Annotated in this window: 20 protein-coding genes; 2 read left to right on the forward strand and 18 right to left on the reverse strand. The window is 65.1% G+C overall.

The annotated features are described in order from the left end of the window. Position 1: 1 nt before the first annotated feature. From flgK to L0976_RS19690, 10 genes are all read right to left on the reverse strand, one after another. The gene (flgK, locus tag L0976_RS19645; RefSeq protein ID WP_234188928.1) at positions 2-1,441 is read right to left on the reverse strand and encodes a flagellar hook-associated protein FlgK; all 1,440 of its coding nucleotides are present in this window, start codon (positions 1,439-1,441) and stop codon (positions 2-4) included. A 43-nt stretch (positions 1,442-1,484) separates the two neighbouring features. After that, positions 1,485-2,762 (reverse strand): flagellar hook protein FlgE, encoded by a 1,278-nt coding sequence (locus L0976_RS19650; RefSeq protein WP_203317597.1) that lies wholly within the window; start codon positions 2,760-2,762, stop codon positions 1,485-1,487. A gap of 98 nt (positions 2,763-2,860) precedes the next feature. Then, on the reverse strand, positions 2,861-3,535 hold the full coding sequence (gene rem / locus L0976_RS19655) for a transcriptional activator Rem (RefSeq protein ID WP_203317596.1): 675 nt from the start codon (positions 3,533-3,535) through the stop codon (positions 2,861-2,863). Between the two features lie 280 nt (positions 3,536-3,815). Then, on the reverse strand, positions 3,816-4,394 hold the full coding sequence (locus L0976_RS19660) for a transglycosylase SLT domain-containing protein (RefSeq protein ID WP_234188929.1): 579 nt from the start codon (positions 4,392-4,394) through the stop codon (positions 3,816-3,818). Beyond that, positions 4,318-5,667: a flagellar hook-length control protein FliK gene (locus L0976_RS19665; RefSeq protein ID WP_234188930.1), complete on the reverse strand. Its 1,350-nt coding sequence runs from the start codon at positions 5,665-5,667 to the stop codon at positions 4,318-4,320. Before L0976_RS19665 ends, L0976_RS19660 begins: the two co-directional genes overlap by 77 nt. After that, a complete protein-coding gene (gene motC / locus L0976_RS19670) occupies positions 5,664-6,989 on the reverse strand; it encodes a chemotaxis protein MotC (protein ID WP_234188931.1) in 1,326 nt (441 codons plus the stop codon). Before motC ends, L0976_RS19665 begins: the two co-directional genes overlap by 4 nt. Positions 6,990-6,993: 4 nt before the next feature. Beyond that, positions 6,994-8,247, reverse strand: a complete 1,254-nt coding sequence (locus L0976_RS19675) for a MotB family protein (protein WP_234188932.1) — start codon at positions 8,245-8,247, stop codon at positions 6,994-6,996. Further along, positions 8,244-8,894 (reverse strand): hypothetical protein, encoded by a 651-nt coding sequence (locus L0976_RS19680; RefSeq protein ID WP_234188934.1) that lies wholly within the window; start codon positions 8,892-8,894, stop codon positions 8,244-8,246. The genes L0976_RS19675 and L0976_RS19680 overlap by 4 nt, the downstream gene beginning before the upstream one ends. 310 nt (positions 8,895-9,204) lie before the next feature. Continuing rightward, positions 9,205-10,182: a flagellin gene (locus L0976_RS19685; RefSeq protein WP_203317590.1), complete on the reverse strand. Its 978-nt coding sequence runs from the start codon at positions 10,180-10,182 to the stop codon at positions 9,205-9,207. Positions 10,183-10,484: 302 nt separating this feature from the next. Then, positions 10,485-12,635 (reverse strand): hypothetical protein, encoded by a 2,151-nt coding sequence (locus tag L0976_RS19690; RefSeq protein ID WP_234188935.1) that lies wholly within the window; start codon positions 12,633-12,635, stop codon positions 10,485-10,487. A gap of 402 nt (positions 12,636-13,037) precedes the next feature. Here L0976_RS19690 and L0976_RS19695 point away from each other — a divergent pair, with 402 nt between their 5' ends. Together L0976_RS19695 and L0976_RS19700 are read left to right on the forward strand one after the other, a co-directional pair. Next, complete coding sequence (locus L0976_RS19695) at positions 13,038-15,089, forward strand: glycosyl transferase (protein WP_234188936.1); 2,052 nt, start codon at positions 13,038-13,040, stop codon at positions 15,087-15,089. 21 nt (positions 15,090-15,110) lie between these two features. After that, positions 15,111-16,268, forward strand: a complete 1,158-nt coding sequence (locus L0976_RS19700; protein WP_234188937.1) for a UDP-galactopyranose mutase — start codon at positions 15,111-15,113, stop codon at positions 16,266-16,268. Positions 16,269-16,326: 58 nt separating this feature from the next. On the opposite strand, the gene L0976_RS19705 is transcribed toward L0976_RS19700, so the two are convergent. The 8 genes from L0976_RS19705 to flgA form a co-directional block, all read right to left on the reverse strand. Further along, positions 16,327-17,304, reverse strand: a complete 978-nt coding sequence (locus L0976_RS19705; protein WP_203317586.1) for a flagellin — start codon at positions 17,302-17,304, stop codon at positions 16,327-16,329. Between the two features lie 255 nt (positions 17,305-17,559). Further along, positions 17,560-18,441, reverse strand: a complete 882-nt coding sequence (locus tag L0976_RS19710; protein ID WP_234188938.1) for a flagellin — start codon at positions 18,439-18,441, stop codon at positions 17,560-17,562. A 293-nt stretch (positions 18,442-18,734) separates the two neighbouring features. Beyond that, complete coding sequence (fliP, locus tag L0976_RS19715; protein ID WP_234188939.1) at positions 18,735-19,481, reverse strand: flagellar type III secretion system pore protein FliP; 747 nt, start codon at positions 19,479-19,481, stop codon at positions 18,735-18,737. After that, positions 19,478-19,990, reverse strand: coding sequence for a flagellar basal body-associated protein FliL (gene fliL / locus L0976_RS19720; RefSeq protein WP_203317583.1), 513 nt, complete (start codon positions 19,988-19,990; stop codon positions 19,478-19,480). Before fliL ends, fliP begins: the two co-directional genes overlap by 4 nt. A gap of 36 nt (positions 19,991-20,026) precedes the next feature. Beyond that, entirely contained in the window at positions 20,027-20,737 is a 711-nt protein-coding gene (flgH, locus tag L0976_RS19725; RefSeq protein WP_234188940.1) for a flagellar basal body L-ring protein FlgH, read from the reverse strand. After that, a complete protein-coding gene (locus L0976_RS19730) occupies positions 20,734-21,264 on the reverse strand; it encodes a MotE family protein (protein WP_234189014.1) in 531 nt (176 codons plus the stop codon). Before L0976_RS19730 ends, flgH begins: the two co-directional genes overlap by 4 nt. Continuing rightward, a complete protein-coding gene (locus L0976_RS19735) occupies positions 21,264-22,331 on the reverse strand; it encodes a flagellar basal body P-ring protein FlgI (protein ID WP_234189016.1) in 1,068 nt (355 codons plus the stop codon). The genes L0976_RS19730 and L0976_RS19735 overlap by 1 nt, the downstream gene beginning before the upstream one ends. Before the next feature lie 44 nt (positions 22,332-22,375). Continuing rightward, positions 22,376-22,885, reverse strand: a complete 510-nt coding sequence (gene flgA / locus L0976_RS19740) for a flagellar basal body P-ring formation chaperone FlgA (RefSeq protein WP_234188941.1) — start codon at positions 22,883-22,885, stop codon at positions 22,376-22,378. Between the last annotated feature and the right edge of the window lie 15 nt (positions 22,886-22,900).

The following is a 22,900-nucleotide window of genomic DNA, read 5'->3' on the forward strand; positions in this document are numbered from 1 at the left end:
CTTAGCCCGCCGCCTGGAGAAGCGCGTTGATCATCTCATCGACCGCCGCCACGAGTTTCGCCGACGCCTTGTAGGACTGCTCGAGGTCGAGAAGCAGCGCGAGCTCCTCGTCGAGGCTGACGGAGGTCACGTTCTGCAACGCTTCCTGGGTGCGGCCGAGCAGGGCGTTCTTGTCGTCGCTCGCCGTGGTGGCGGCGCTGCGCACCTGCTCCAGCCAGCCGACCGAGCCGGTCGAGAAGGCGAGGATCGTGCCGGTCGTGTCGATCGCCGCGTCCGGATCGAAGGTCGTCGGCGTCTCGAAGGCCGCCGCATAGCCGTTCAGAAGCTCCGAGAAGCTGGCATTGTTGTCGACGTTGAACGTCTCGTTGATGCCGTCGCGCAGCAGCATGGCGTTGCCGCCCTGGCTGGTGATCACCGCCGGATTGACCTTGATGACGGCGCCGAGGCCGGGCGAATTGACCGTGGGCACGCCGCTCCAGGTGAAGAGGCCCTCCGTCGGCACGAGGGTACCGGAGCCGTCGTCGACATTCTCGGAGAACATCGCGATGAGCGTCCGCGACATCTCGTCGAGCTGCTTCTGGAAGGTCGGCGCCGTGTGATCGCGGATCTGGAGAAGCGCGGCGATCGAGCCCTGCGCACTGGTGTTGCCACCCGCACCGGCCTGGACGGGTACGCCGTCGATCAGAACCTGGTTGCCGTCGACCGCCGCCGTGTAGGTCGTCGTCGGCTGGAAGCTGACGGTGCGCGGCACCGTCTCGAACAGCACGGTGCCGTCGCTGGTGTAGAGCGCCAGATCGTTGTTCGTGCGGTTGACGGTGGTGACGCCGACGATCCCGGAGATCTGGGTCAGCAGCTTGTCGCGCTGGTCGAGCGCGTCGTTGTCGGGCGCGCCGGCCGCCGTGCTCTGCTTGACCTTGTCGTTGTAGGTCTTGAATTCCTTGAGCAGGCGGTTGAGCTCGGTCACCGCCGTGTCGATGTCGGCGTCCGCCTCGGCGCGCAGCTTCTGCAGGGCTTGCGACGTGCCGTTCAGCGAATTGGCGACATCGATCGCATCCGCCACGACCGTCTCGGCGAGCGAGACCTCGTTCGGCTTGTCGGCGAAGGTCTGCAGGTTGTCGCGCAGCTTGGCGAGGTAGGTGGACGGGGCGAGTTCGTAGTCCTCGCCGCCGAGCATCATCTTCATCTGCGAGAGGCCGGCAAGAAGCGTATCCTGGCCGGCTGCCTTGGAGATGCTGAGAAGGTTCTGCTTGAGCAGCGCTTCGTTCTGGGCGCGCTGGGTTTCGACCACCGTCGCGCCGGAGGACGCCGTGGCAAGGATCGCCGCACGGCGGGCGTAGGCCGGGTTGCTTGCATTGGCAATGTTCTTCGAAACGACGGCCGATTGCAGGCCGACGTTGGAAAAACTGGACTGAGCAGTCTTCATTGCTGCTGAAAGCGACATCGGTTCTACCTAACTCTCGAATGCACGCGCGGCCGCGGCCGCCTTATCTCTTCAGGTTGACGAGAACTTCCATGAGTTCCGAACCGGTCTGGAAGACCTTGGAGTTCGCCGTATAGTTTCGCTGCGATTCGATCATGGCCGTCAGTTCCTCGCCGATGTCGACGTTGGAATCCTCCAGCGCGCCGGAGAGGATCTTGCCGTAGCCGCCGTTGCCGGCATAACCCATGACGATGACGCCGGAATCGCTGCTCTGCGAGTAGACGTTGCCGGGCAGCGGCTTGAGATTGTCCGGGCTCTGCACGTCCGCCATGGCGATGCGGTATTTCGGCGACAGGTCGCCGTTCTCGTATTTGAGATAGACGATGCCGTCGTCGCTGATCTCGTAGCCCGCGACCCCGCTGGGGCCGATGCCGTCGATGTCGCCCTTGGCCGCGAAGGCCGCCGCAAGCTGCGTGCTGCCGCCCGTGGCGCCGCCGATGGAGATTTCCAGGCCGTTGAGGACCCCGCCGCCGATCGTCAGCTCGCCCGTCGTGATCTTGTCGGGAGCGCCGCCGGCGATGTCGAGCTTGCCGTTCGTGTCGAACGAAAGCTGCGTCGGGGTGGCCGTCGCCGGGGGCACGATCACGCTCGGGCCGGCAGGATCCATCATGTCGTAGACGTCGTTGGTCTCGGGATCGGTGTAGGTGACGGTCAGTTCCCATTCGCCGGGTGTTGCCGTCGTCGAATAGGTGAAGTCGAGCTTGCGGGTGTTGCCGAGGCTGTCATAGGCCACGAGCGACGTCGCCTTGGAATAGGGATGGGCCTCGTTGGAGGGCAGGTTGACATGCAGGTAGCCGCTTTTGGAGGCCTGCACGTTCAGCTCGCCCGAGGCGAGATTGATCTTTTCGAGGCCGGCAAAGCCGTTGATGACGATCGTCGGGTCTGCATCGGAGGAATAGGGATAGCCCATCAGCGTGAAGCCGGCGGAATTGCGCAGCGTCCCGTCGGCCTGGGGCGTGAAGGCGCCGGCGCGGGTCAGGTATTCCACGCCGTCGGAGCCTTGCACGATGAAGAAGCCCTTGCCGTTGATGGCAAGGTCCGTCGTTGATGTCGTGTAGGTGAAGGTGCCCTGCGAGGAGATCGAATAGCGCACGTCCGTCGTCACGCCGCCCGAATTGTAGGCGCCGCCGGTGGTGGGCAGGATCAGCGAGGAGAACTGCGTGGAAGCCTTCTTGTAGCCCGTCGTGTTCGCGTTGGCGATGTTGTCGGCGACCGTGCTGAGGCGGTTCGCCTGCGCGTTCATGCCGGAAACACCCGTTCTCATCGTACCGTAAAGGCTCATCTGGAATTCCCCGTTCGTCTCGTGCTCAGACCCTATGGGATGGGCCTTGCGTGAAGCTGGCTGCCGGGATCCGCCTTCCCGCCAGCCGCAATCCCGTTTCAGCTCTGCCAGTCGATGCAGTAGCCAAGGAAACGCTTGGAATCGATCGGGTCGAAGCCGAGCTTCTTGCGCAGCTTCTTGCGCAGCTTGCTGATGTGGCTTTCGACGACGTTTTCCTCGACGTCCTCGTCGAAGATGCCGTAGATCGCGTTGAAGATCTGCGTCTTTGAAAGACGACGGCCGCGGTTGGCGACCAGATATTCCAGGATGCGGCGCTCGCGGCGCGGCAGCGGGAAGACGCTGCCGGAAATCTCCGGATCGCGGCCGTCCGAGAAGACGCGGATCGGGCCGATATCGGTGTAGTTGGTGAGCGCCTTCAGGCGACGCCGGATGGCCGCCGCACGGGCCAGGATCTCACGGGGGTGGACCGGCTTACGCACCACGTCGTCGACGCCGCTGTCGAAGAGGGCAAGCGTGGTTTCGAGAGAAGGGGTGTCGCTGACCGCGATCACCGGGGCCTGGGAGCGGTCCCGGATCGCGCGCGGCAGTTCCATGGAAATCTGGCCCTGGCCGAGCAGGAACGCTTCCACCGCATCGATGTCCGAATCGGCGGCGGTGTTGACCCACTCGCCGAATTCACGGGGATCGAACCCCGTCGAGGGCACGCCCTCGCGACCAAAAAGAGAAGTATAGCCGTCTTTAACGAGCTCGCGCTCATCAACCACTACGATCATTCGTCCGCCTCCGAATCAGTGTGGTGCCTCGTTCAAACACTGGTACGAATCGGCCGAATCGCCGGCAACTAGAGGAACTAAACGGCTGGTTTTAACAGTTGATTAAGAAATCTGTGCCGATTTGGTCTACATATAGTATCCCGAGGCGAGACAAGGCACAATTTTTTGGTGGAAAAGTTAATAAAGGTTAACGCCCTGCCTTGCCATCGCAAAACAGGCGCAATCCCGCCACATTGTGGGACAAATCCTGGGTAGAACGGAAATTCAACTTCCGGTCGAGTTATTTGCAGAACTGGCTGGCGTTCGGCGTCCAGCTTCCGTACCCCGTCGCGACCAGGTTCGCGATCACCCGGCAGACATATCGCTTCTGGGCTGGGTCGTTGTTCGGGCCGGCGTGGTAGCGCGCGACGGCCATGGTCCAGGTCTCGTGGCGGGCGTGCAGGCGTGCAAGAAAGGCGGCCGCATATTCGACGTTCTTGCGCGGGTCGAACATCTCGGAAGGCGATGCGAAATGATCGCCGTGGAAGTGGTGGTTGATCTGCATGCAGCCGAGATCGATCAGCTTGGCGCCGCGGGCGCGCGCCGCCTCGAAAGCCTGCAAAGCCTCCTCGCGGCTCCTGCCAAAATAGGCCTTGCCCTCGATGTTCAGCGCGAAGGGCTGCAAGGAGCCCTTCCTGCCGGTCTCGGTGAGGCCGACGGAATAGAGGATGCCTGCCGGAATATCGTACTTGGCGGCGGCGGCGAGAATTTCCCGCTCGCAGGAGCCGACGGAAGCGGCAGCGTCAGAGATAGACGCCGCCAGAGCGCACAGACTGGCCGCCAGCGAGGCCAGCAGCGTTTTCCGACATATTGCCCTCATGAGACTTTCCTTCGCGTCCGAATGTGCCTGCGCCCTCGCCGTTGCCCTCACGGCCGTTGCCGCCTGCGCGGGCCTGCGGCTGGCCGGAGAACTGCTGCCCCTGCCCGTCGCCCTGCTGGGTGCCTGCACCGCGATCCGCCGGCGCAAGCTGCACGGTGACCTGGTCGACGGCAAAGCCATGGCCGCGCAACGCCCGCACGATGGCATCCTGGTCGTCGTTGAGCTGGCGATAGGCCTCACCCGTCTCCACCTGCAGCGAGACGACCAGCGCATCGCCCTGCAGGCGCAGCGTCGCCGTCACGAGGCCGAGTTCGATCGGATGCATCTGGATCTTCAGCGTGTTGACGACCTTGCCGGTCGCCGCCTCCGCCTGGGTGAGGCCCCCGGTGGCGCTGAGCGACGACGTCCATTGCGGATCCTGCGTGATCGCGGTCGTCACGGCGCCGGCATTGCCCGTGGGCGCAAGGCCGATATAGCGGCGCGCATCCACCACCGTCACCGTCTCGCCGCGCGGCCCGGTCGGGCTGGCATCGCGAAGGGTCGCGCGGTCACCGGCACCGGCGATGGTCATGTCAAGCTCGCGGCCCTTGCCGTCCGCGCGGGCCAGGCGGAAGAGCCTGTCTTTGCCCGATCGCTGCACGTCGCCTGCGTCTGCGGCTTCGCCAGCAGCGGCGTCGTCAGTACCGGCAACCACCCCGCCGGCCGACAGATCCACCTTGCCGGCGGCCTTGCCGCTCGCCTGCGCACGGGCTTCCCGGATCGCGGCACCGTCGGGCGCCGCCGCATGGGCCGGGACGGCGGGCGCCGCCAGAAGCTCCAGCAGATTGCCGACCTCCGTCCCGCCCGCTGCGGCTTCCTTCGTGCCGTCGACAGCCGGGTCGCCGGCCTTCGGCGTCTCCGCCCCGCCGCCCTCGCGGGCGCCGGCATGGGCCTTGCGGCCGGAACGGCCTGCGCCCGCATGCGCCGCCGGCTTGTCCTCGCCATCCTCGCCGGACGTTTCGGCGGTGGCCTTGCGCAGCGCTTCGGCAAGCGCCGAGACGTCGCGATGGGACGCCTTCGCCCGTACGCCGTTCATCGGCTCGGCTTCATGCTCGCCCTGGCCGTTGCCGGAGATCGAGATGCGACCGCCCCTGCGGCCCTCCTCCCCTTCCTTCGGATGGAAGCTTGCGACCGTGGCGGCGAAATCGCCCTTCTCGGAGGAGCCGGCGGCCTTGCCCCGGGACGGCGCCTGGCCGGGCGCGATACCCAAAACTCCGCTATCTATGGTGCTCAACTGCCTTCTCCTTTCAAGAGCGCATCGATCTCGTCGAGCTTGGACCGGCCGCTCGACACGAACGAGTCGAATGCCGGGTCGATGCCCGCCTTGTCCTGCTGCTCTTCTGTTTCCTTTTGCGGCGCGGCAGCGACCGGCGTTTGCCCGCCGTCCGCGGCCTGCGGATCCATCGTCCGTTCGGCGCTCTCCGCCTCGTTCAACCCATCATAGGAGGCGTCTTCCGCCGCCTGGGGCACCGGTTCCTCCGCTACTGCGTCCGGCACCCTTGCCGCCTTCGGCGTGCGCAGAACCTCTTCCGCCACCGCGCGCGCCGCCGCCTTCAGCGCCCGGTCCTTCGCCGAAAGCTGGTCGTCGGGAATGGCGGCGATCGCCTCCATGGCCGAGGCGACGTCGCTGGAAGGTACCGAGGCGAGGCCGGAATAAAGATCGGCCAGCACCTTCGGAACGCTCTCGCCGTCGCCCGAAAGGATCTGGGCGCGTTCGGCGGCGAGCGAGGCCAGCTTGTTCTTGCCCGAGATCGCCGCCAGCCGCGCCATGCGCAGATAGACCTCGCGCTGGCGGGGCACGTCCATGAAGGAGAGGACCTCGAGGATGTCCTCCTCCTTGAGCGCGTCGAAATGGTCGACGGCGAGCTTCACGAAGAGATCGGCAAACTGGCTCGCATAGGGCGAGCGCAGGAAGCGCCGCGCGTAGCGATTGGCATAGGTCATGCTCTTGTCGACCCAGCCGGCTTCGCCCGCCAGATAGATGGAACGGCGCAGGGCCGCCTCTTCCACGATGGTTCCGGGCGCCACGAGGCGGGCCCAGTCGAAATAGCTGAGCGCAAGCTTCGGATCCTTGCGGATGACCGAATTGGCCGAGACCAGCGCCAGATAGGGGCCGACGCGCGATCGCTTGTATTCCGGGAAGATCTCCGCCAGCGACTTGACGCTCTGGCTGCCCCGCCCGCCGAGATAACTGCGCAGGGCATCGGTGAGGCGGGAATCGAAGTGGCCGGCTATATCCTTCCTGATCAGGAGCTCCAGCGTGTCGGGATTGCCGCCGCTCATCGCATAGACGAGCGCCGCGTCGACGTTTCGCGGGTCATCGAAGATGGCGGGCTCGGCCGTGCGCAGGCGCTCGTCGATGGTCGTCAGCAGGAACCGCTGCATCTCCATCGCGGAATGGTCGCCGAGCACCACCGTGTCCTGCACGAACTGCAGCGAGCGGATCATCTTGTAGGGCGCGAGGTCGTCCAGGCTCTCCGCGCGCGCGCACACGGCGACGGCAAGCGCCGCGCCGATGAGCGTACCCGTCAGGAGAAGGCGGCGGAGGAAGCCCATCGTGTCAGCCGCCTGCGGCCTGGATCAGGATTTCGATGCGGCGGTTGGCATCCGCCATCGGATCGTCCGGCACCTTCAGGCGGCGGTCTGCAAAGCCGGAGACCTGGCTGACGCGCTTCTCCTCCAGACCGCCGCGCACCAGCATGTAATAGGCGCTCTGCGCGCGATCCATGGAAAGGCGCCAGTTGTCGTTCTTGCCGCCGGCGAAAGGTCGCGCGTCCGTATGGCCGCGGATGGCGACGGCGCCGGGCCGGCCTTCGAGGATCTTGCCGATCTTCTGCATGGCCAGCACCATTTCCTGCCGCGGCACGGCCGAGCCGATATTGAACATCGGCGTATCGAGCTGGTCGGTGAGGCTGACGAGAAGGCCGCCCTCGGAGGGCGTGACCGACAGGCCCTCGGCCAGCTTGCCGAGCGTGCCGATCTCCCTGGTGATCTGCTGCTTGAGCTCGTCGGCCTTCTTCTGCTCCTCGGCCTTCGCCTGGTCTTCCCGCTCCTTCGCGGCCTCGGCGACGGCCTCGTCCGTCGCGGCCTTCGCCTCTTCCGCCGCCTTCGCCCCGGCCTCCGCGTCCGCCTTGGCCAGCGCTTCCTCTACGGTGCGATCCTTGTCCACCGCGGCCATCTGCTGGCCGGATTTGTCTTGCTGCGGCTTGCCCTCGCTGCCGGCGTCGGTCGCCTGCGAGATTTCGACCTGCTGCGTCCAGAAATCGGGGTCGAACGGATCGCGATAGGCCTCGCCGCCATTGGCGCCGGTGGCGGGGCCGGAATTGGCCGCGCCGCCCTCGCCCTTGGCGCTGACATTGGCCTGCTGGCCGACCTCCTGCGCGATCTCGGAGAGCACCGAATAGGGATTGCTGAAGAAATCGGCCTCGGAATATTTCGTCTCCTCGCCGGCCGTCGTGTTCTCGTCCCGGCCCTTTTCCGCGCCGTTGCCGCTTGCCTGCTGCTGGCCCTCCTCCTTGGACTTGTCCTGCGTGGAGGCGCCTTCGCTGCTGTCGGCAGGCTTCTTGAGGGACTTTTCCGCCGGCTTGTCGTCGGTCAGCTTGATCGGGTTGAAATAGGACGCGACGGAGGCCTTCGTCTCCTCGTTCGCGGCGTTGACGAGCCACATGACGAGGAAGAACGCCATCATCGCCGTCATGAAGTCGGCATAGGCGATCTTCCAGGCGGCGGCATGGTGGTCGCCGTCATGGTCACCATGGCGCTTGACGATGATGATCTCGTTCTTGCCGTGGTGGTGGTTTTCGCCTTCGCTCATGCAAGCACCTTGCGCACGGTGTCAGCCCAGGCCGCCATCCGCGTCACCAGGACGGTATCGCCGAACTCCACCGTCAGATCGACATCCTGCATCTCAACATGGCGGAAGACCGGGGCCGGCTCCTCGAAATGCGACTTCAACTGCTCGAAGAGGTTCAACGGTCCCTTCACGGTGATCGTGACGCCCTCGCCCTCCTGCAGGCCCTCGGCGATCATGCGGGCGAGATCGGCCACCGCGCCCTTCGTCAGCACCTGGCTCATGACGGGGGCGAGCACCTGGGCGGCCTGCGCGGCGACGCGATCGGAAACCGTCTCCGCCAGCGTGGAAAACCGCTCGGCAAGCGCTGCCGCATAGTCCTGCTCGTAGCGGATCCTCAGTGCTTCGAGTTCGGCCCGGTGCGCTTCGTTCAGTGCCGCGATCTCGGCCTCGTGCGTGGCGGCAAGCTCCGTGCCGGCTTCGGCCCGGCCCTCCGCGTAGGCTTCCGCCCGCTCGGCCTCCACGTCGACCGGCGGCAGGGCGGGCGGCAGGGCGAAGGGCTCGGCGGGCACGGCGCCCTCCTGCGCGAAGCGCGGCTGCGGGAAGACCTGTGCCTGAATGCGCGGCGGCGCGCCGAAATCCTTGAGGTATCGGGCAAGATGGGTGCTCATGCCGCATCCCCCGGTCCCGCAGCATACCCGCCGAACGCCGGCAGGGCCCGGCGGGATGGCCGCGGGCCGCTTGGACGTTTCCTCGCAATGACACTCTTACCTGACAACACTGCTGACCTGTCTCCCGGACACCGCGCCTTCCGGGTGGCGAAAGGGCGCGCAATCTTCCTGATCGTGCCGTCGAGCCTAGGGGTTCAAACTTGTGCGAGGATGAAGATGAAGGGTGTTGGGCCGCGCCAGGGCAAATAGCGCGACCCAACCGCCCACCTCGGCCGATGACCAGCGGCCGGGCGGATTGATCTGCCTGCCCTTACTGGCGGAAGAGCTGGAGGATGTTCTCGGCGCTGGAATTGGCGATGGAGAGCGACTGGATGCCGAGCTGCTGCTGGGTCTGCAGCGCCTTGAGGCGGGTCGATTCCTCGTTCATGTCCGCATCGACGAGGCGGCCGATGCCCTTGTCGATCACGTCGCCGAGCGTGGCGACGAAGCTTTCCTGCATGTTGATGCGCTTGGTGATGGCGCCGAGCGTGGAGGCGGCGTTGGTCAGGTCCTTGATGATGTAGTCCGTGACGCTGATCATGGCGTCGAGCTCTTCGTAGGTCGTGTCGCCCTTGATCTGGATGACGCCGGTCGCGTCGGGATCGGGATTGTCGATCAGATCCATGTCGATCATCACATAGGGGCCGATGCCGGCCGGGGGATTTTCCATGATGTCGTCGATTTCGATGGCCTTGGTGAGGTAGCCGCGGTCGGGGTCCTGGATGTCGATCAGCACCGAGTTCTCGGTGTTGAAGTCGAGCGTCGCGACCTTCACGTTGCCGCCGGCGCTGCGGACGAAGGAGGCGACGACCGATTTGACGCCCAAGGGATCGGTGCCGGTATTGTAGAGCCAGTTCTCGCCGGAGAAGGAGGCGGACTGGGAGGCCGAAACGAGCTGGTTCTTCAGCTCCAGGATCTCGTCGTTGATCTTGTTCTTGTCGACGCCGGGCTCGCGGGCGGCCACGAGCTTGGCCTTGATCTCGCTCATCACCTCGATGACGTTCTCAAGCGAGGTATAGGCCGTGTCGACCTTGGCCGCGCCGAGGCCGAGGGCATCCGCGACGGTGGAGATCGCGCGGTTGTCGGAGCGCATCGTGGTGGCGATCGACCAGTAGGCGGCGTTGTCGGCGGCGGTTTCGACGCGAAGGCCGGAGGAAACCCGTGCCTGCGTCGTCTCGAGGCTGTTGTCGATGGAACGGAGGGTTTGCAGCGCCGCCATGGCGGCGGAGTTGGTCAGGATGCTGGTCATTTGGCACTTGCCCTGGAGAAGGAGTTTGTCGGGACATGCCGGAGTGAGGCGGGAACCGGTAACGACCGAGGGCTTCATGCATCCGGCGCCACTCGTTTGCCCTGGGCGCCAGTCCGTCGTTCTTAACGACTGGTTAACGGGTAATGGTTAACAAAAGGTTAATGGCGTTAAGGAACCGGTAAGGTCGATGAAGAAATCCTGAATTTTCCATGGCCGGAACTTGCAGCGGGCGGCACGAACGAGAAACGGCGCGACCGAGGTCGCGCCGTTGGTTCCCGGAGATTTCCGCAGGCCCGAGGGCCTTACGGGGTGGTGTTGTTCTCCGCGTACATTTCGATCACCTTCATCAGGACCTGGTTGGTCATGGCGGCGACCTGCTTGTCGGAGAACTCCTTGATCTGATCGGCGCTCAGCTGGGCGAGCTGCTCTTCCTTCAGGCCGGAGATGGCCTTGGTGCTGATCAGGGTGATGTCGCCGACCGTGAAGTTGGCAAGAGCTTCGTCCGTGAAGCCACCGACCGCGTCAGCCGAGAGGCTGCCGATCTGGGCGGTCGTCAGGGCCTCGGCCTGTTCCTTGCTGAACTCCTTGGTCTGGGTGGACGTCAGCGCGCCGACCTGCTTTGCGGTAAGCCATGCGATCTGCCCGACTTCCAGCGCCTTGACCTGATCGGCTTCCATGCTCGAGAGCTGCGCCGTGGTCAGGGCCTTGATCTGACCTTCCGTCAGCGCCTTGATCTGGGTGTCCTCGAGTTCGCCGACCTGCGTGGGCGTCATCCCGGCAACCTGTGCCGGCGACAGAAGCGTCACGTTCAGCTTCGGAATCTGGCCGGCTGCCAGGCCGCCGATCTGCTTGGCCGACAGCGCCTTGAAGCTGTTGTCGGACAGCTTCGCGATACCGTCGCCAAGAGCCTTGAGCTGGGTATCGTTCAGGGCCTTGACCTGCTTGTCCGTCAGGGCCGCGATCTGCGCGTCGCCGAGGGTGTTGCCGGTGTCGGCCAGCGCTTCGAAGTAGCCGGCGCCCAGAGCGGAGAGGGCCTTGGTGCTGATGGCGGCGATTTCATCCGGCTCGAAGGTCGCAAAGTCTTCTGCCGAGATCGCGGACAGCGCATCGGCGCTCATCTTGGCGATCTGGTCCTTCGTCAGTGCCGTGGCGAGCTCACCGGTCAGGCCGGCGGCCTGTTCCTTGGTCAGCGAACCGATCTGCTTGTCCGTGAGAACGGCGATCTGTTCCTTCGCGAGGTCGGCGATGTGAGCGTCAGTCAGGCCGGCCATGGCCTTGACGCTGATCGCCTTGAGCTGGCCGTCGGTCATCTCCTTGATGAGATCCGCACCCGCCAGGGCGGTGATCGTGTCCTTGCCCAGCGAAGCGACCTGCTGCGGGGTCAGGCTCTTGATCTGGGTGCCGCTCAGCGTCGCAAGCTTGGCGCCGATGCCGGTACCGGCGAGCTGCTTGGTGGTCAGGGCCGCGAGCTGGTCCTTGCCGTCAGCATCGTTGCCGAACTTGGTGAAATCCACCTCGACCAACTGCGCGGCCGTGAATGCCTTGACCTGGGTCACGTTCAGCTTGGTGACATCGACGTCAGCAATCTTGGTCGTGTCGATGGCTGCGATCTGCTTGGCCGTGAAGAACTGGACCTGATCGCCCAATTCGGTCATGTCCAGCTTTGCGACCTGCGCGTTCGTGAAGGCTGCGACCTGCGTCTTGTCGAGGTCCTTCAGGTGGTCGTTGGCCAGGCCTGCAATCTGGGTATCGGCGTCGAGCGCGGCGATCTGCTTGGCGCTGAGATCCTTGAAGTTCGCGGTGAACTCCTCCATGTCGATCAGCTTGACCTGGGCGGCCGAGAAGGCCTTGATCTGGGTCGTGTTGAGCGCGGCGAAATCGGCGGCTTCGAGGGTTCCGACCATCACGGGATTGAACGCCGCGATCTGCTTGGCCGTCAGGGTGGTCACCTTCGTATTGTCAGCCGCGCCGCCGAGGACGAGCAGGGCCTTCTGATCGGCATCGCTGAGTTCGGAGATCACCTTGGTGCTGATGGCCTCGATCTCGCCCTGCTGGAAGGTGGCGCCGGACGTGTTCAGGATCGCCGAAACGGCATCCTTGTCGAGGGCCTTGAGCTGGGTCGCCGTCAGCGCGGTCACCTGCGTGTTGCTGAGCGTACCGCTGGCCTTGTAGATTTCGTTGATCTGGGCAGCGGACAGAAGGCTGACCTTGTCGCCGAGCGCGTCGACCTGGTCCGGCGTGAGGCCGGATGCGGCAGCGGCCGAGACGGCCTTCCACTGGGCGGCGCTGAACTCTGCAAGGCCTTCCTTGTTGAGCTCGGCCAGTTCATCCTTGTCGAGCGTCTTGATCTGCGCAGCCGTGAGCGACTTGACGTCTTCCTTGGTCAGGCCTGCAAGGTCAGCGGTCTTGATGAGTGCAAATTGATCGGGTTTCAGGGCGGAAATAATCGACATGAGTGTGCTACCTCAATGCTGTGCCAAATTTACTTCCCCGCCGAAAATTCGGCGCCCGAGCGTTCACGCTTCAAGCCACAGCGGCTCCCAGTGGCCAAAGCGCTCTGGAATCCTGCAGACGAGGAAAATTAAGGAGGACATGGCTCGCACGAGCCTGTGCATCGGGGCGTCATGCTTCCGGGCCGCCGAAAACGGACCCGATCCCTATGCCAGCAGCCACGAGATCCGCGACTGGCTGGATTGTTAGGTCACAACCTTTAATTTACAATTAATAGATTGCCCGTGTTCCCGCAGTCCGCAGAAATCGGCCAGCCCGAGACAAGGCTGCTTTGCTAGCAAGGGGCGCGCTCGTTGCGAGCCGTCCAACAGCCCGGCCAGCCGGCCCCTTGCCGCAGGATGACCATGACCGTCAGCCCCTCTTCCGCGCCCGATCCCAATGCGCCGTTCCTCCATCTCCTGCTGCGCGCGCGCACGCAGCAGCTCTCGCTCGCGGACCTGTTCCAGACGGCCGAGACGCTTTCCGGGGCGGGCCAGACGGCGGCGGCGATCGAGCTCTACAAGACGTGGATCGCCTTCAACGACGCCAATCCGCTGCTGCATCTGGCCTATTTCAATTATGCCGTCTCGCTTTCCAAGGCCGGGGACGTCACAGGCACGCTGCATGCCCTGCGCGCGGCCGTGCGGTTGAGCCCGCTCTTCGGCCAGGCGCATATCAATCTAGGGCGGACACTGGAGGATTGCGGGCTGACCGGCCAGGCCGTGCAGCAGTGGCGCACCTTCGCCGATGCGACGGCCGAGGTGACGCCCGACCGGCTCGGCAACCGGCTGCTCGCCCTCCAGCACATCGGCCGCGTGCTCGAAGGCACCGGCCATCTGGAGGAGGCCGAGGCGGCGCTCTGGCAGGCGATGGAGCTGCAGCCCTCGCGCACGGAAGCGGCGCAGCACTGGATCTCGCTTCGGATGCGCCAGTGCAAGTGGCCCGTCATCGCACCGTCCATCCATCTGACGACCCGCCACTTCATGGACGCCATGTCCGCCATGTCGATCGCCTGCCATGCGGACGATCCGCTGTTCCAGATGGCGAAGGCACACCGCTATTGCCGCCAGACCATCGGTCGGCCGGCCGACCTTGCGGCGCTGGAGCGCAGGCCGGTGCGGCAGAGGACCGGCAGCGGCGAGCGCCTGCGCATCGGCTACGTCTCGTCGGACCTGCGCCAGCATGCCGTAGGCTTCGCGCTGAGCGAGGTGCTGGAACTGCACGACAAGTCGTCCATCGAGAATTTCGCCTATTATTGCGGCGATCCGGCGCCGATCGACCAGACGCAGGCGCGCATCAGGCAGGCCGTCGACCATTGGCGCGACATCGCCACCCTCAGCGACATCGACGCCGCCCGGCAGATCGTCGCGGACGAGATCGACATCCTCATCGACGTCAACGGGTACACCAAGCACGCCCGCACGAAGATCTTCGCCTATCGGCCCGCGCCGGTGATCGTGAATTTCTGCGGCTATCCCGGCACGATGGGAAGCCCGTACCATCAATACATGATCGCCGACGGGACGATCGTGCCGCCGGAAAACGAGCTTTATTATACGGAAAAGGTCCTGCGCATCGCCTGCAACCAGCCGGTCGACCGCAAGCGTGCGGTGAGCCCCCGGCCCAGCCGCACGGCCGCCGGCCTGCCGGAGGACGCCTTCGTCTTTGCCAGCTTCAACGGCATGCAGAAGGTCACCGCCGCCTGCTTTGCCCGATGGATGGCGATCCTGGCGGCGACGCCCGGCAGCGTGCTCTGGCTGCTCGCCGGCGACGACGTCGCCAACGAGCGCCTCCGCGTGCTGGCGCAGGAGGCTGGCATCGCGCCGGACCGGCTGATCTTCGCCGGAAAGGCGGTGAACCCGGACCATCTCGCGCGGATCGGCCTTGCCGACCTCTTCCTCGACACCTTCCCCTATGGCGCGCATTCCACCGCCGCCGATGCGGTCACGCAGGGCCTGCCCGTCCTCACCATCGCGGGCAAGAGCTTCTCCTCGCGCTTTTGCGCCAGCATCGTCACCGCCGCCGGCATTCCCGAAATGGTTTGCAGCGGCCCTGATGACTACGTGCGCAAGGCCATCGCCTTTGCCGAAGACCCGGCAAGCCTTGCGGCCATGCGCGAAGCGCTCGAAAGCCAGCGCGAGAGCTGCCCGCTGCGCGACATGCCCGCCCTCGCCCGGCGTCTCGAAGAGCTGTTCTGGCAGATGCAGGGCGATGCCGAGCGGGGAGAAACGCCCGTGCCGGACCTGCGCAACCTCGACATCTACTACGAGATCGGTGCCGAGCTCGCGGCCGAAGGCATCGAATTCGAGGACGATGCGGCCTATCGCGCACGCTACCGCGCGCAACTGGCGGCCCTCGACGACTTCGCGCCGATCCCGCCCGATTCCCGCCTCTGGCCGGCGGCGGCCGGGCGGTAGCGCAGGAAGGGCGGCGAGGTCATGAAGGCAGGGGAACGGATCCTCGTCGTCGGCGCCGGGCTTTCCGGTGCGGTGATCGGCCGGGAACTCGCGCAGGCAGGCTGCAAGGTCGAGATCGTCGATTCACGCGGCCATATCGGCGGCAACTGCCATACCGAGCGGGACGCGGCGACAGGCGTCATGGTGCATGTCTACGGCCCGCATGTCTTCCATACGGACGACGCGGAGGTCTGGTCCTATGTGAACGGCTTCGGGACCTTCCTGCCCTACAGGAACCGCGTGAAGACGACGGTCGGCGGGCAGGTCTATTCGCTGCCGGTCAACCTCCACACGATCAACCAGTTCTTCGGCAGGAGCCTGCGGCCCGACGAGGCCCGCGCCTTCATAGAGGAGCAGGCGGACAGGACCATCAGCGATCCGCGGACCTTCGAGGAGCAGGCGCTGCGCTTCGTCGGCCGCGCGCTCTACGAGGCCTTCTTCAAGGGCTACACGCAGAAGCAATGGGGCTGCTCGCCGACCGAGCTGCCGGCCTCGATCCTCAAGCGGCTGCCGGTGCGCTTCAACTACGACGACAACTATTTCTTCCACGCCTACCAGGGCATCCCGAAGGACGGCTACAGCGCGATGGTCGCGCGCATCCTCGACCATCCCGACATCACGGTGACGCTGGGGACGGATTTCCGGCGCGGCCAGGGGACCGGCTTCGCCCACATCTTCCATTCCGGCCCGCTCGACGGCTATTTCGACTACGCGCGGGGCCGGCTCGGCTATCGCACGCTCGATTTCGAACGCTTCACCCACGACGGCGACTACCAGGGCTGCGCGGTGATGAACTACGGCGACCTCGCCGTACCCCACACCCGGATCACCGAGCACAAGCATTTTGCCCCATGGGAGGAGCACGCCGGCTCGGTCTGCTACCGCGAGTTCTCGCGGGCGTGCGAACCCGGGGACATCCCCTATTATCCCATCCGCCTCGTCGAGGAGAAGGCGCAACTGGCCGAGTATGTCGCGCTCGCGCAAATGGAGCGCGGCGTCACCTTCGTCGGGCGGCTCGGTACGTACCGCTATCTCGACATGGACGTGACGATCCGCGAAGCGCTGGATACGGCAAGGCTTTTCCTCGACCGGCGGGCGGCGGAAGCGGCGATGCCCTCATTCCTCAAGCCGCCGCTCTGAAATGCGAGAAGGCCCCGGAGAACCGGGGCCTTGCCGTAATTTCCCTTGCGGCTTCCGATCAACGGAAGAGCGAGAGGATGCCTTCTGCCGAAGAATTGGCGATCGACAGGGACTGGATGCCGAGCTGCTGCTGGGTCTGCAGGGCCTTGAGGCGCGTGGACTCCTCGTTCATGTCGGCGTCGACCAGGCGGCCGATGCCCTTGTCGATGGCGTCGGTCAGTCGGTTGGCGAAGTCTTCCTGCAGGCCGATGCGCATGGAGATCGAGCCGAGCTGCGAGGCGGCCTTGGTCATCTGCTGGAAGGCGGCTTCGACAAGCGACAGGGCGTCGGCCATGTCTTCGTCGGTGTAATCCGTGATGTCCATGCTGACGACGGTCGTCGTGCTGTCCCAGGTGGTTGAGACCGGGGTCACGCCCAGGGCACCGGCTTCCGAACCGAGGATACCGCCGCTGGTCGGGTCGGTGCCGTCGTTGAGCTTGGTGAAGAGAACGTTCGAGTTGTCGCCGTTGGCAACGTCCGGCGTGTTGGCGAGCGTGTAGGTCGTGGTGCTGACCTTCACGGTGCCGTCGGCGGCGCGGACGAAGCCGGAGACGACCGTCTTGTCGGCGACGGTGTCGACCGTGTCGTCGTAGACGAGCCAGTTCTGGCCGTTGAAGGAAGCGCCGCTGGCGATGGATTCGAGCTGCTGCTGGAGCTGCTTGATTTCTTCCTGGACCTTGGCCTTGTCGACGCCCTGTTCGGTGGCGGCGGTAATCTTGGCCTTGATTTCCTTGACGACGTCGATGGCAGCGTTCATGCCGGCATAGGCCGTGTCGACCTTGGCGGCGCCGAGGCCGAGGGCGTCCTGGACGGCCGACAGCGCCTTGTTGTCGGAGCGCATGGTCGTGGCAATGGACCAGTAAGCGGCATTGTCCTTCGCCTCGCCGACGCGCATGCCGGAGGAGACATGAGCCTGCGTGGTTTCCATGTCGTTGCCGATGGTACGCAGCGTCTGGAGAGCGGACATGGCCGCAACATTGGTCAGAATGCTCGTCATAATATAGGTGCCCCTTGAATGGCTGACTGGGAAAGGGACATTCCGGGCTCACCGGGCAACGGTGGTCAGCATCATGCCTGCCAACCGGTTAATTTTCTTGGTTAACCCACCGTTTCGATGGGCTAAGAAAACCGCAATAAGGTTAAGGAATTCTTTCGCCTGGAGAAAAAACGCGAAAAGGCCGCCCCCGTCTGCGGGAGCGGCCTTTCCTGAGGTTTTCGCGGGTCAGCCTCCGCGCGTTCCTCCGTCCGTAGATTAACGGAACAGCGAGAGGATGTTCTGCGAGTTGGAGTTCGCGATCGACAGCGACTGGATGGCGAGCTGCTGCTGGGTCTGCAGGGCCTTCAGGCGGGTCGACTCCTCGTTCATGTCGGCGTCGACGAGGCGGCCTACGCCCTTGTCGATGGCGTCGGACAGCTTCGAGGCGAAGTCTTCCTGGAGGCTGATGCGCTTGGAGAGCGAACCGAGCGTCGAACCGACAGTCTGGGCCTTGGCCAGATTGTCTTCGACGTTGTCGAGGAAGCCGGCCACGGCGGCGTCGTCGGTGCTGCCGTCGAGCGTGATGGCCAGAACTTCAGCCAGCAGCCCGTCATCGGCAACCGTGCCGGTGGCCGGATCGTAATCGCCGAAGAGCGAGTTGGCAGCGGCATCGTAGGAGGCGGTGGTCACCTTCACGGTGCCGTCGGAGCCGCGCGTGAAGCCGGTGACGATCGTCGCATCTGCGGCGCCGCCGGCGATCCAATTTTCACCGCCGAAGGCAGCGCCAGCGCCGATGCTGCGGAGCTGATCCTGAAGCTGCTTGATTTCCTCGCCGACCTTGGCGCGGTCGACACCCTGTTCGGTGGCGGTGACGAGCTTGGACTTGATTTCCTTGACGACGTCGATGGCCGCGGTCACGCCGGCATAGGCGGTGTCAACCTTGGCGGCGCCGAGACCGAGGGCGTCCTGGACGGCGGAAAGGGCGGCGTTGTCAGAGCGCATGGTGGTCGCGATCGACCAGTAGGCAGCGTTGTCCTTGGCTGCACCGACGCGCATGCCCGAGGAAATACGGTCCTGCGTCGTTTCCATGTCGTTGTTGATGGTGCGCAGGGTCTGCAGGGCGGAGATTGCAGACGTGTTGGTGAGAATGCTCGACATTCTAGTTGTCCCTTTAAACGAAATACTGGTGGGGACATACCGGACTGGGTACTTTACCGGTTACGGCGGTTCGGCCTCATGCCAACTCGGTTTCTTCAGCGATGTGAAGGGACACCAAACCCGTCGTGTTGGGTCAAAACTCGCAGCCAATCCTTGCCAACTCCTTAAATCGGCAGGTCGCATCCGACCGGCCGCGAAACAGGGTGAACCGGGGGTAAATGCCTATGGTTAAGAAGGTGTTAGACGCGCGTTCGCGGGCGGAAAACCGCCCGCGCGATATTGCCGGACCGGCTTCAGTTGAAGGAGCGCACGAGGCTGCCGACGAGCAGGTTCCAGCCGTCGATGAGGACGAAGAACAGGATCTTGAAGGGCAGCGAGATGGACGTCGGCGGCAGCATCATCATGCCCATGGCCATGGTGATGGTGGCGACGATCAGGTCGATGACGAGGAAGGGCAGGACGACGAGGAAGCCGATCTCGAAGCCGCGGCGGATTTCAGAGATCATGAAGGCGGGGATGACGACGCGCAGGTCCGCGACATTGCCTTCCATGACCTTCTGGCCGCGTTCCTCGGCAAGCGAGATGAAGAGCTCGATGTCCTTGTCGCGGGTGTTGGCCACCATGAACTCGCGGAAGGGTTCGGCGATGCGCTTGGCGGCCTCGGTCTCATCGATCTGGTTGGCGATCAGCGGCTCGACGCCGTTCTGCCAGGCACGGTCGAAAGTCGGCGCCATGACGTAGAAGGTCATGAACAGCGCGAGCGAGACGAGGATCATGTTCGACGGCGTGGTGGCGAGCCCCATGCCGGAACGCAGGATCGAAAAGGCGATGACGAAGCGCGGAAAGCTCGTCACCATGATGAGGATGCCGGGCGCCACCGAAAGGACGGTGAGCAGGCCGAAGGTGCGGATGATCCAGGAGGCGACCGAGCCGTCGACGGGCGCATTGAGAAGACCGCCCGGCAATTGCAATTGCTGCTGGGCGTAGGCCACACCGGTCATCACCATCATGGCGACGAAGGTCAGAAGGGCTCGAATCATTCGATCACAAAGGTCCGGAACATGACGTTCGTTACGCGTCCTTCGGACCTGAGGTCAACCCGCTCCTGCAAGTCTTCCCGGAGATATTGGAAGCCGCGCGGACCCTGCACCTGCTGGAGCGAGACCGTGCGCATATAGGCCATGATATCCTGGTGGATCTCCTCGGCCAGCGCCACGTCGGGCGCCCCCTTGAACATCAGCGCGACTTCGAGGCGCACGCGGTTGTCCGAGGGATAGGCGAGGTTGCTGGTGATGGGATCGAGCAGCACCACGCCGTTGGCCTCGGTCGAGATATGGGGCACGGCCTCCCCCTTGGCGCTCTCGCCGCCGCCATGACCGCCCGCCGGCGCCGCCTTCGCCTCCTCGGCCGGCTTTTCGGCCGGCGGCGGGGCAAGCATGTTGCCCACGAACCAGCCGCCGCCGGCGGCCAGCAGCGTCAGGACGGCGATGGCCGCGATGGTGATGACGAGCGACGGCTTCTTCTTCTCGCCCTGCTCTTCGTCCGCCATGGTCTTCTTTCCCGTTTCGCGATTGTGCCGAGATCGTCAGATCGGCGAGAGCAGATCGACGGCCTGCTGGCCCCATGGCGGCTGCTGCACTTCGGTCAGGCGGCCGCGGCCGCCGTAGGAGATGCGGGCTTCCGCGATGCGCTCGTAGGCGATCATGTTGTTGGCATCGACATCCTGCGGCCGCACGATGCCGGCGACGTTGAGGATGCGCAGCTCATGGTTAACGCGCACCTCCTGCGAGCCGCTGATCAGCAGGTTGCCGTTCTCGATGACGCCGGTGACGACGGCCGCGACGAGCAGGTTCAGCTTTTCCGAGCGCTCGGTCGAGCCGTCGCCCTTGGTGCTGGTGGAGGAGCCGAAGCCAAGATCGCCCTTGGCGTCGACGCTGCTGCTGGCGGTCGAGCCGCTGAGGCCGAAATTGATGCCGCTCTTGTTGCTGCGCGAGCGGTCGGTCTTGTTGTCGAAGCTCGCCTTGTCGTTGACGCGGATATTGACCGTCAGGATGTCGCCCACCTTGAAGGCGCGCGAATCCTTGAAGAGCGCCGATTGCTGGTCGCTCCAGATCGAATAGCCGGAGACCGCCGTGCGCGGCTGCTTGGGATAGGCCGCCATCTGCGGGGTCGCGGCGTAGTTCAGGCCGCTGCCGATCGGGCTCATCGCGGGTGCTTTGCCGATCTCGGTGAGCGCCTGGTTGGAGCAGCCCGACAAGGCCAGCGCGACGGAGAGTGCGAAGGCGGTCTTTTTCATGACGGGTCCTTTGAGGTGTTCGGATCGGTCGCCGAGGCGATGATGCGGGTCAGCGCCGCGGCCTTGTCGGCCGGCATCTCGCCGAGGATGGTGCTCGACTGGCGCGGCGGCAGCTTCATGACGATGGCGGAGGCGATCTCCGGGTCGAGCTCGGCAAGCTGCGCGGCGGCGGCATCCGGCTTCATCTTGCGGTAGATCTCGACGAGGCCCCCCTCGGCGGACTTCAGGAAATCGTTGCGGCGCTTCAGCCAGTCCTGGTACTCGGCGCGGCGGGCTTCCAGCGTCCGGATGCGCTCGTCGACATCCTTCTGCAGCTTCTCCAGTTCCTGCTTCTGGAGAAGGTAGCGCTGGTCGCGCGCGGCATCGGCGATGTTGGTGCAGAATTCGCGGATCTCGTCGGCGCTGGCATTGGTCGTCGTGATCACGGGGCGTTCCTCGGCGAAGGCGCCGGGAATGGCCATCATGACGAAGCCGGCCAGCGGAAAGGCGAGCCTGCGCGCGAGGGTGGGAAGGGTCATGCCTGTCATCATTGCAGCACCAGTTCCGCCTGGAGGGCACCGGCCGTCTTGATGCTCTGCAGGATGGAGATGATGCCATCCGGCTTCACGCCGATGCTGTTGAGACCCGAGACCAGCGAGCGCAGGCTGGAGCCATCGAGCACGGCGACGTTGCCGCCTTCCTGCTGGACGAGGATGTCCGTGCTCGGCTGGACCGCCGTCACGCCCTTGGAGAAGGGCTCCGGCTGGACCACCTGCGGCATCTCGTTGACCTGCACGGTCAGCGATCCGTAGCTGACGGCGACCGGCGAGATGCGTACGTCCTGGCCGATGACGATCGTGCCCGTGCGCTCGTTGATGACGACGCGCGCCGGCGCGTCCGTCTCGACGACGAGGTTCTCGATGTCGGCCATCAGGCGGGCAAGGTCCGCCATCTTCGGCTTGGCGACATAGACGGACTGGGAATCGCGCGATTCGGCGATCGGCGCACCGTACTGGGCGGCCGCGTAACGGTTGATCGCGTCGGCCATGCCGACCGCGGTCGAGAAGTCGGGGTTGCGCAGTTGCAGGACGAGATCGGAGGCGTCCTTGAAGCGCGAGGGCAGTTCTCGCTCGATGATGGCGCCGTTCGGCACGCGCCCGGCGGTCGTCACGCCCTGCTGGACGCTTGCCGCATCGCCGCTGGCGCTGACGCCGGTGACGACGATCGAGCCCTGGGCGACGGCATAGATCTGACCGTCGGCGCCGGAAAGCGAGGTCATGACGAGCGTGCCGCCGCGCAGCGACGTCGCATCGCCGAGCGAGCCGACGGTCACGTCGATGCGGCTGCCGGGGCTGGCGAAGGGCGGAAGGTTGGCGGTGACGAGCACGGCGGCGATGTTCTTGGCGCGCGTCTGGGTGCCGACCATCGAGATGCCGAGGTTCTGCAGCATCGCGCGCACGGACTGTTCGGTGAAGGGCGAGGAGCGCATGCTGTCGCCCGTGCCCTGGAGGCCGACGACGAGGCCGTAGCCGATGAGCTGGTTCTCACGGCCGGCCTGGAGCGAGGCGACGTCCTTGATCCGCGCGGCCGGCAGGGCAGGCCCCGCGGCCAGCATCAGGCAGGCAAGAACGACAGCGGCGCGGCATAGAATGGACTGCATCATTTCGCCACCACATGTACGGTTCCGTCCGCCATGACCGTGCCGGAGACGATGACGCCCGAATCCTTGTTGCGCACGCGGATCAACTCGCCCACCGCGGCATCCTGCAGGGGCGTGCCGGCGGCGCGCAGCACGAGCGTGCCGGCGTCGAAGACGAGCTGGACGGTGGTGCCGCGGGAAACGGCGAAGGGCTCGCGCAGCGCCGAGGTGAGGATGACCCGGCCCGGCAGCAGCGTGCGCTTGCTCACCAGCCCGTTGACGGCGCCGATGGTCTCCGCGTAGCCGTTCACGATGTTCGGGTTGGTGACCTCGACCTCCTCGAGCTGGCCCGCATCGAGTTCCTCGCCGGGATAGATGACGCGCTTCGGCACGACGGCGGTGCGCACGCCGGCAAGGGCCGCGTCGGCCACGAGAAGACCGAGGAGCACGGCGGGCACGGCAAGGGCCGCGCACCGAAGCGCCGGAAGGGTCTTTCCCGTACGAAGGGCTGCTATCAGGCGAAACATCATGTTCCCCGCATGTCC

The sequence above is a fragment of the Shinella sp. NM-101 genome, from assembly GCF_021401195.1.
Lineage (GTDB): Bacteria > Pseudomonadota > Alphaproteobacteria > Rhizobiales > Rhizobiaceae > Shinella.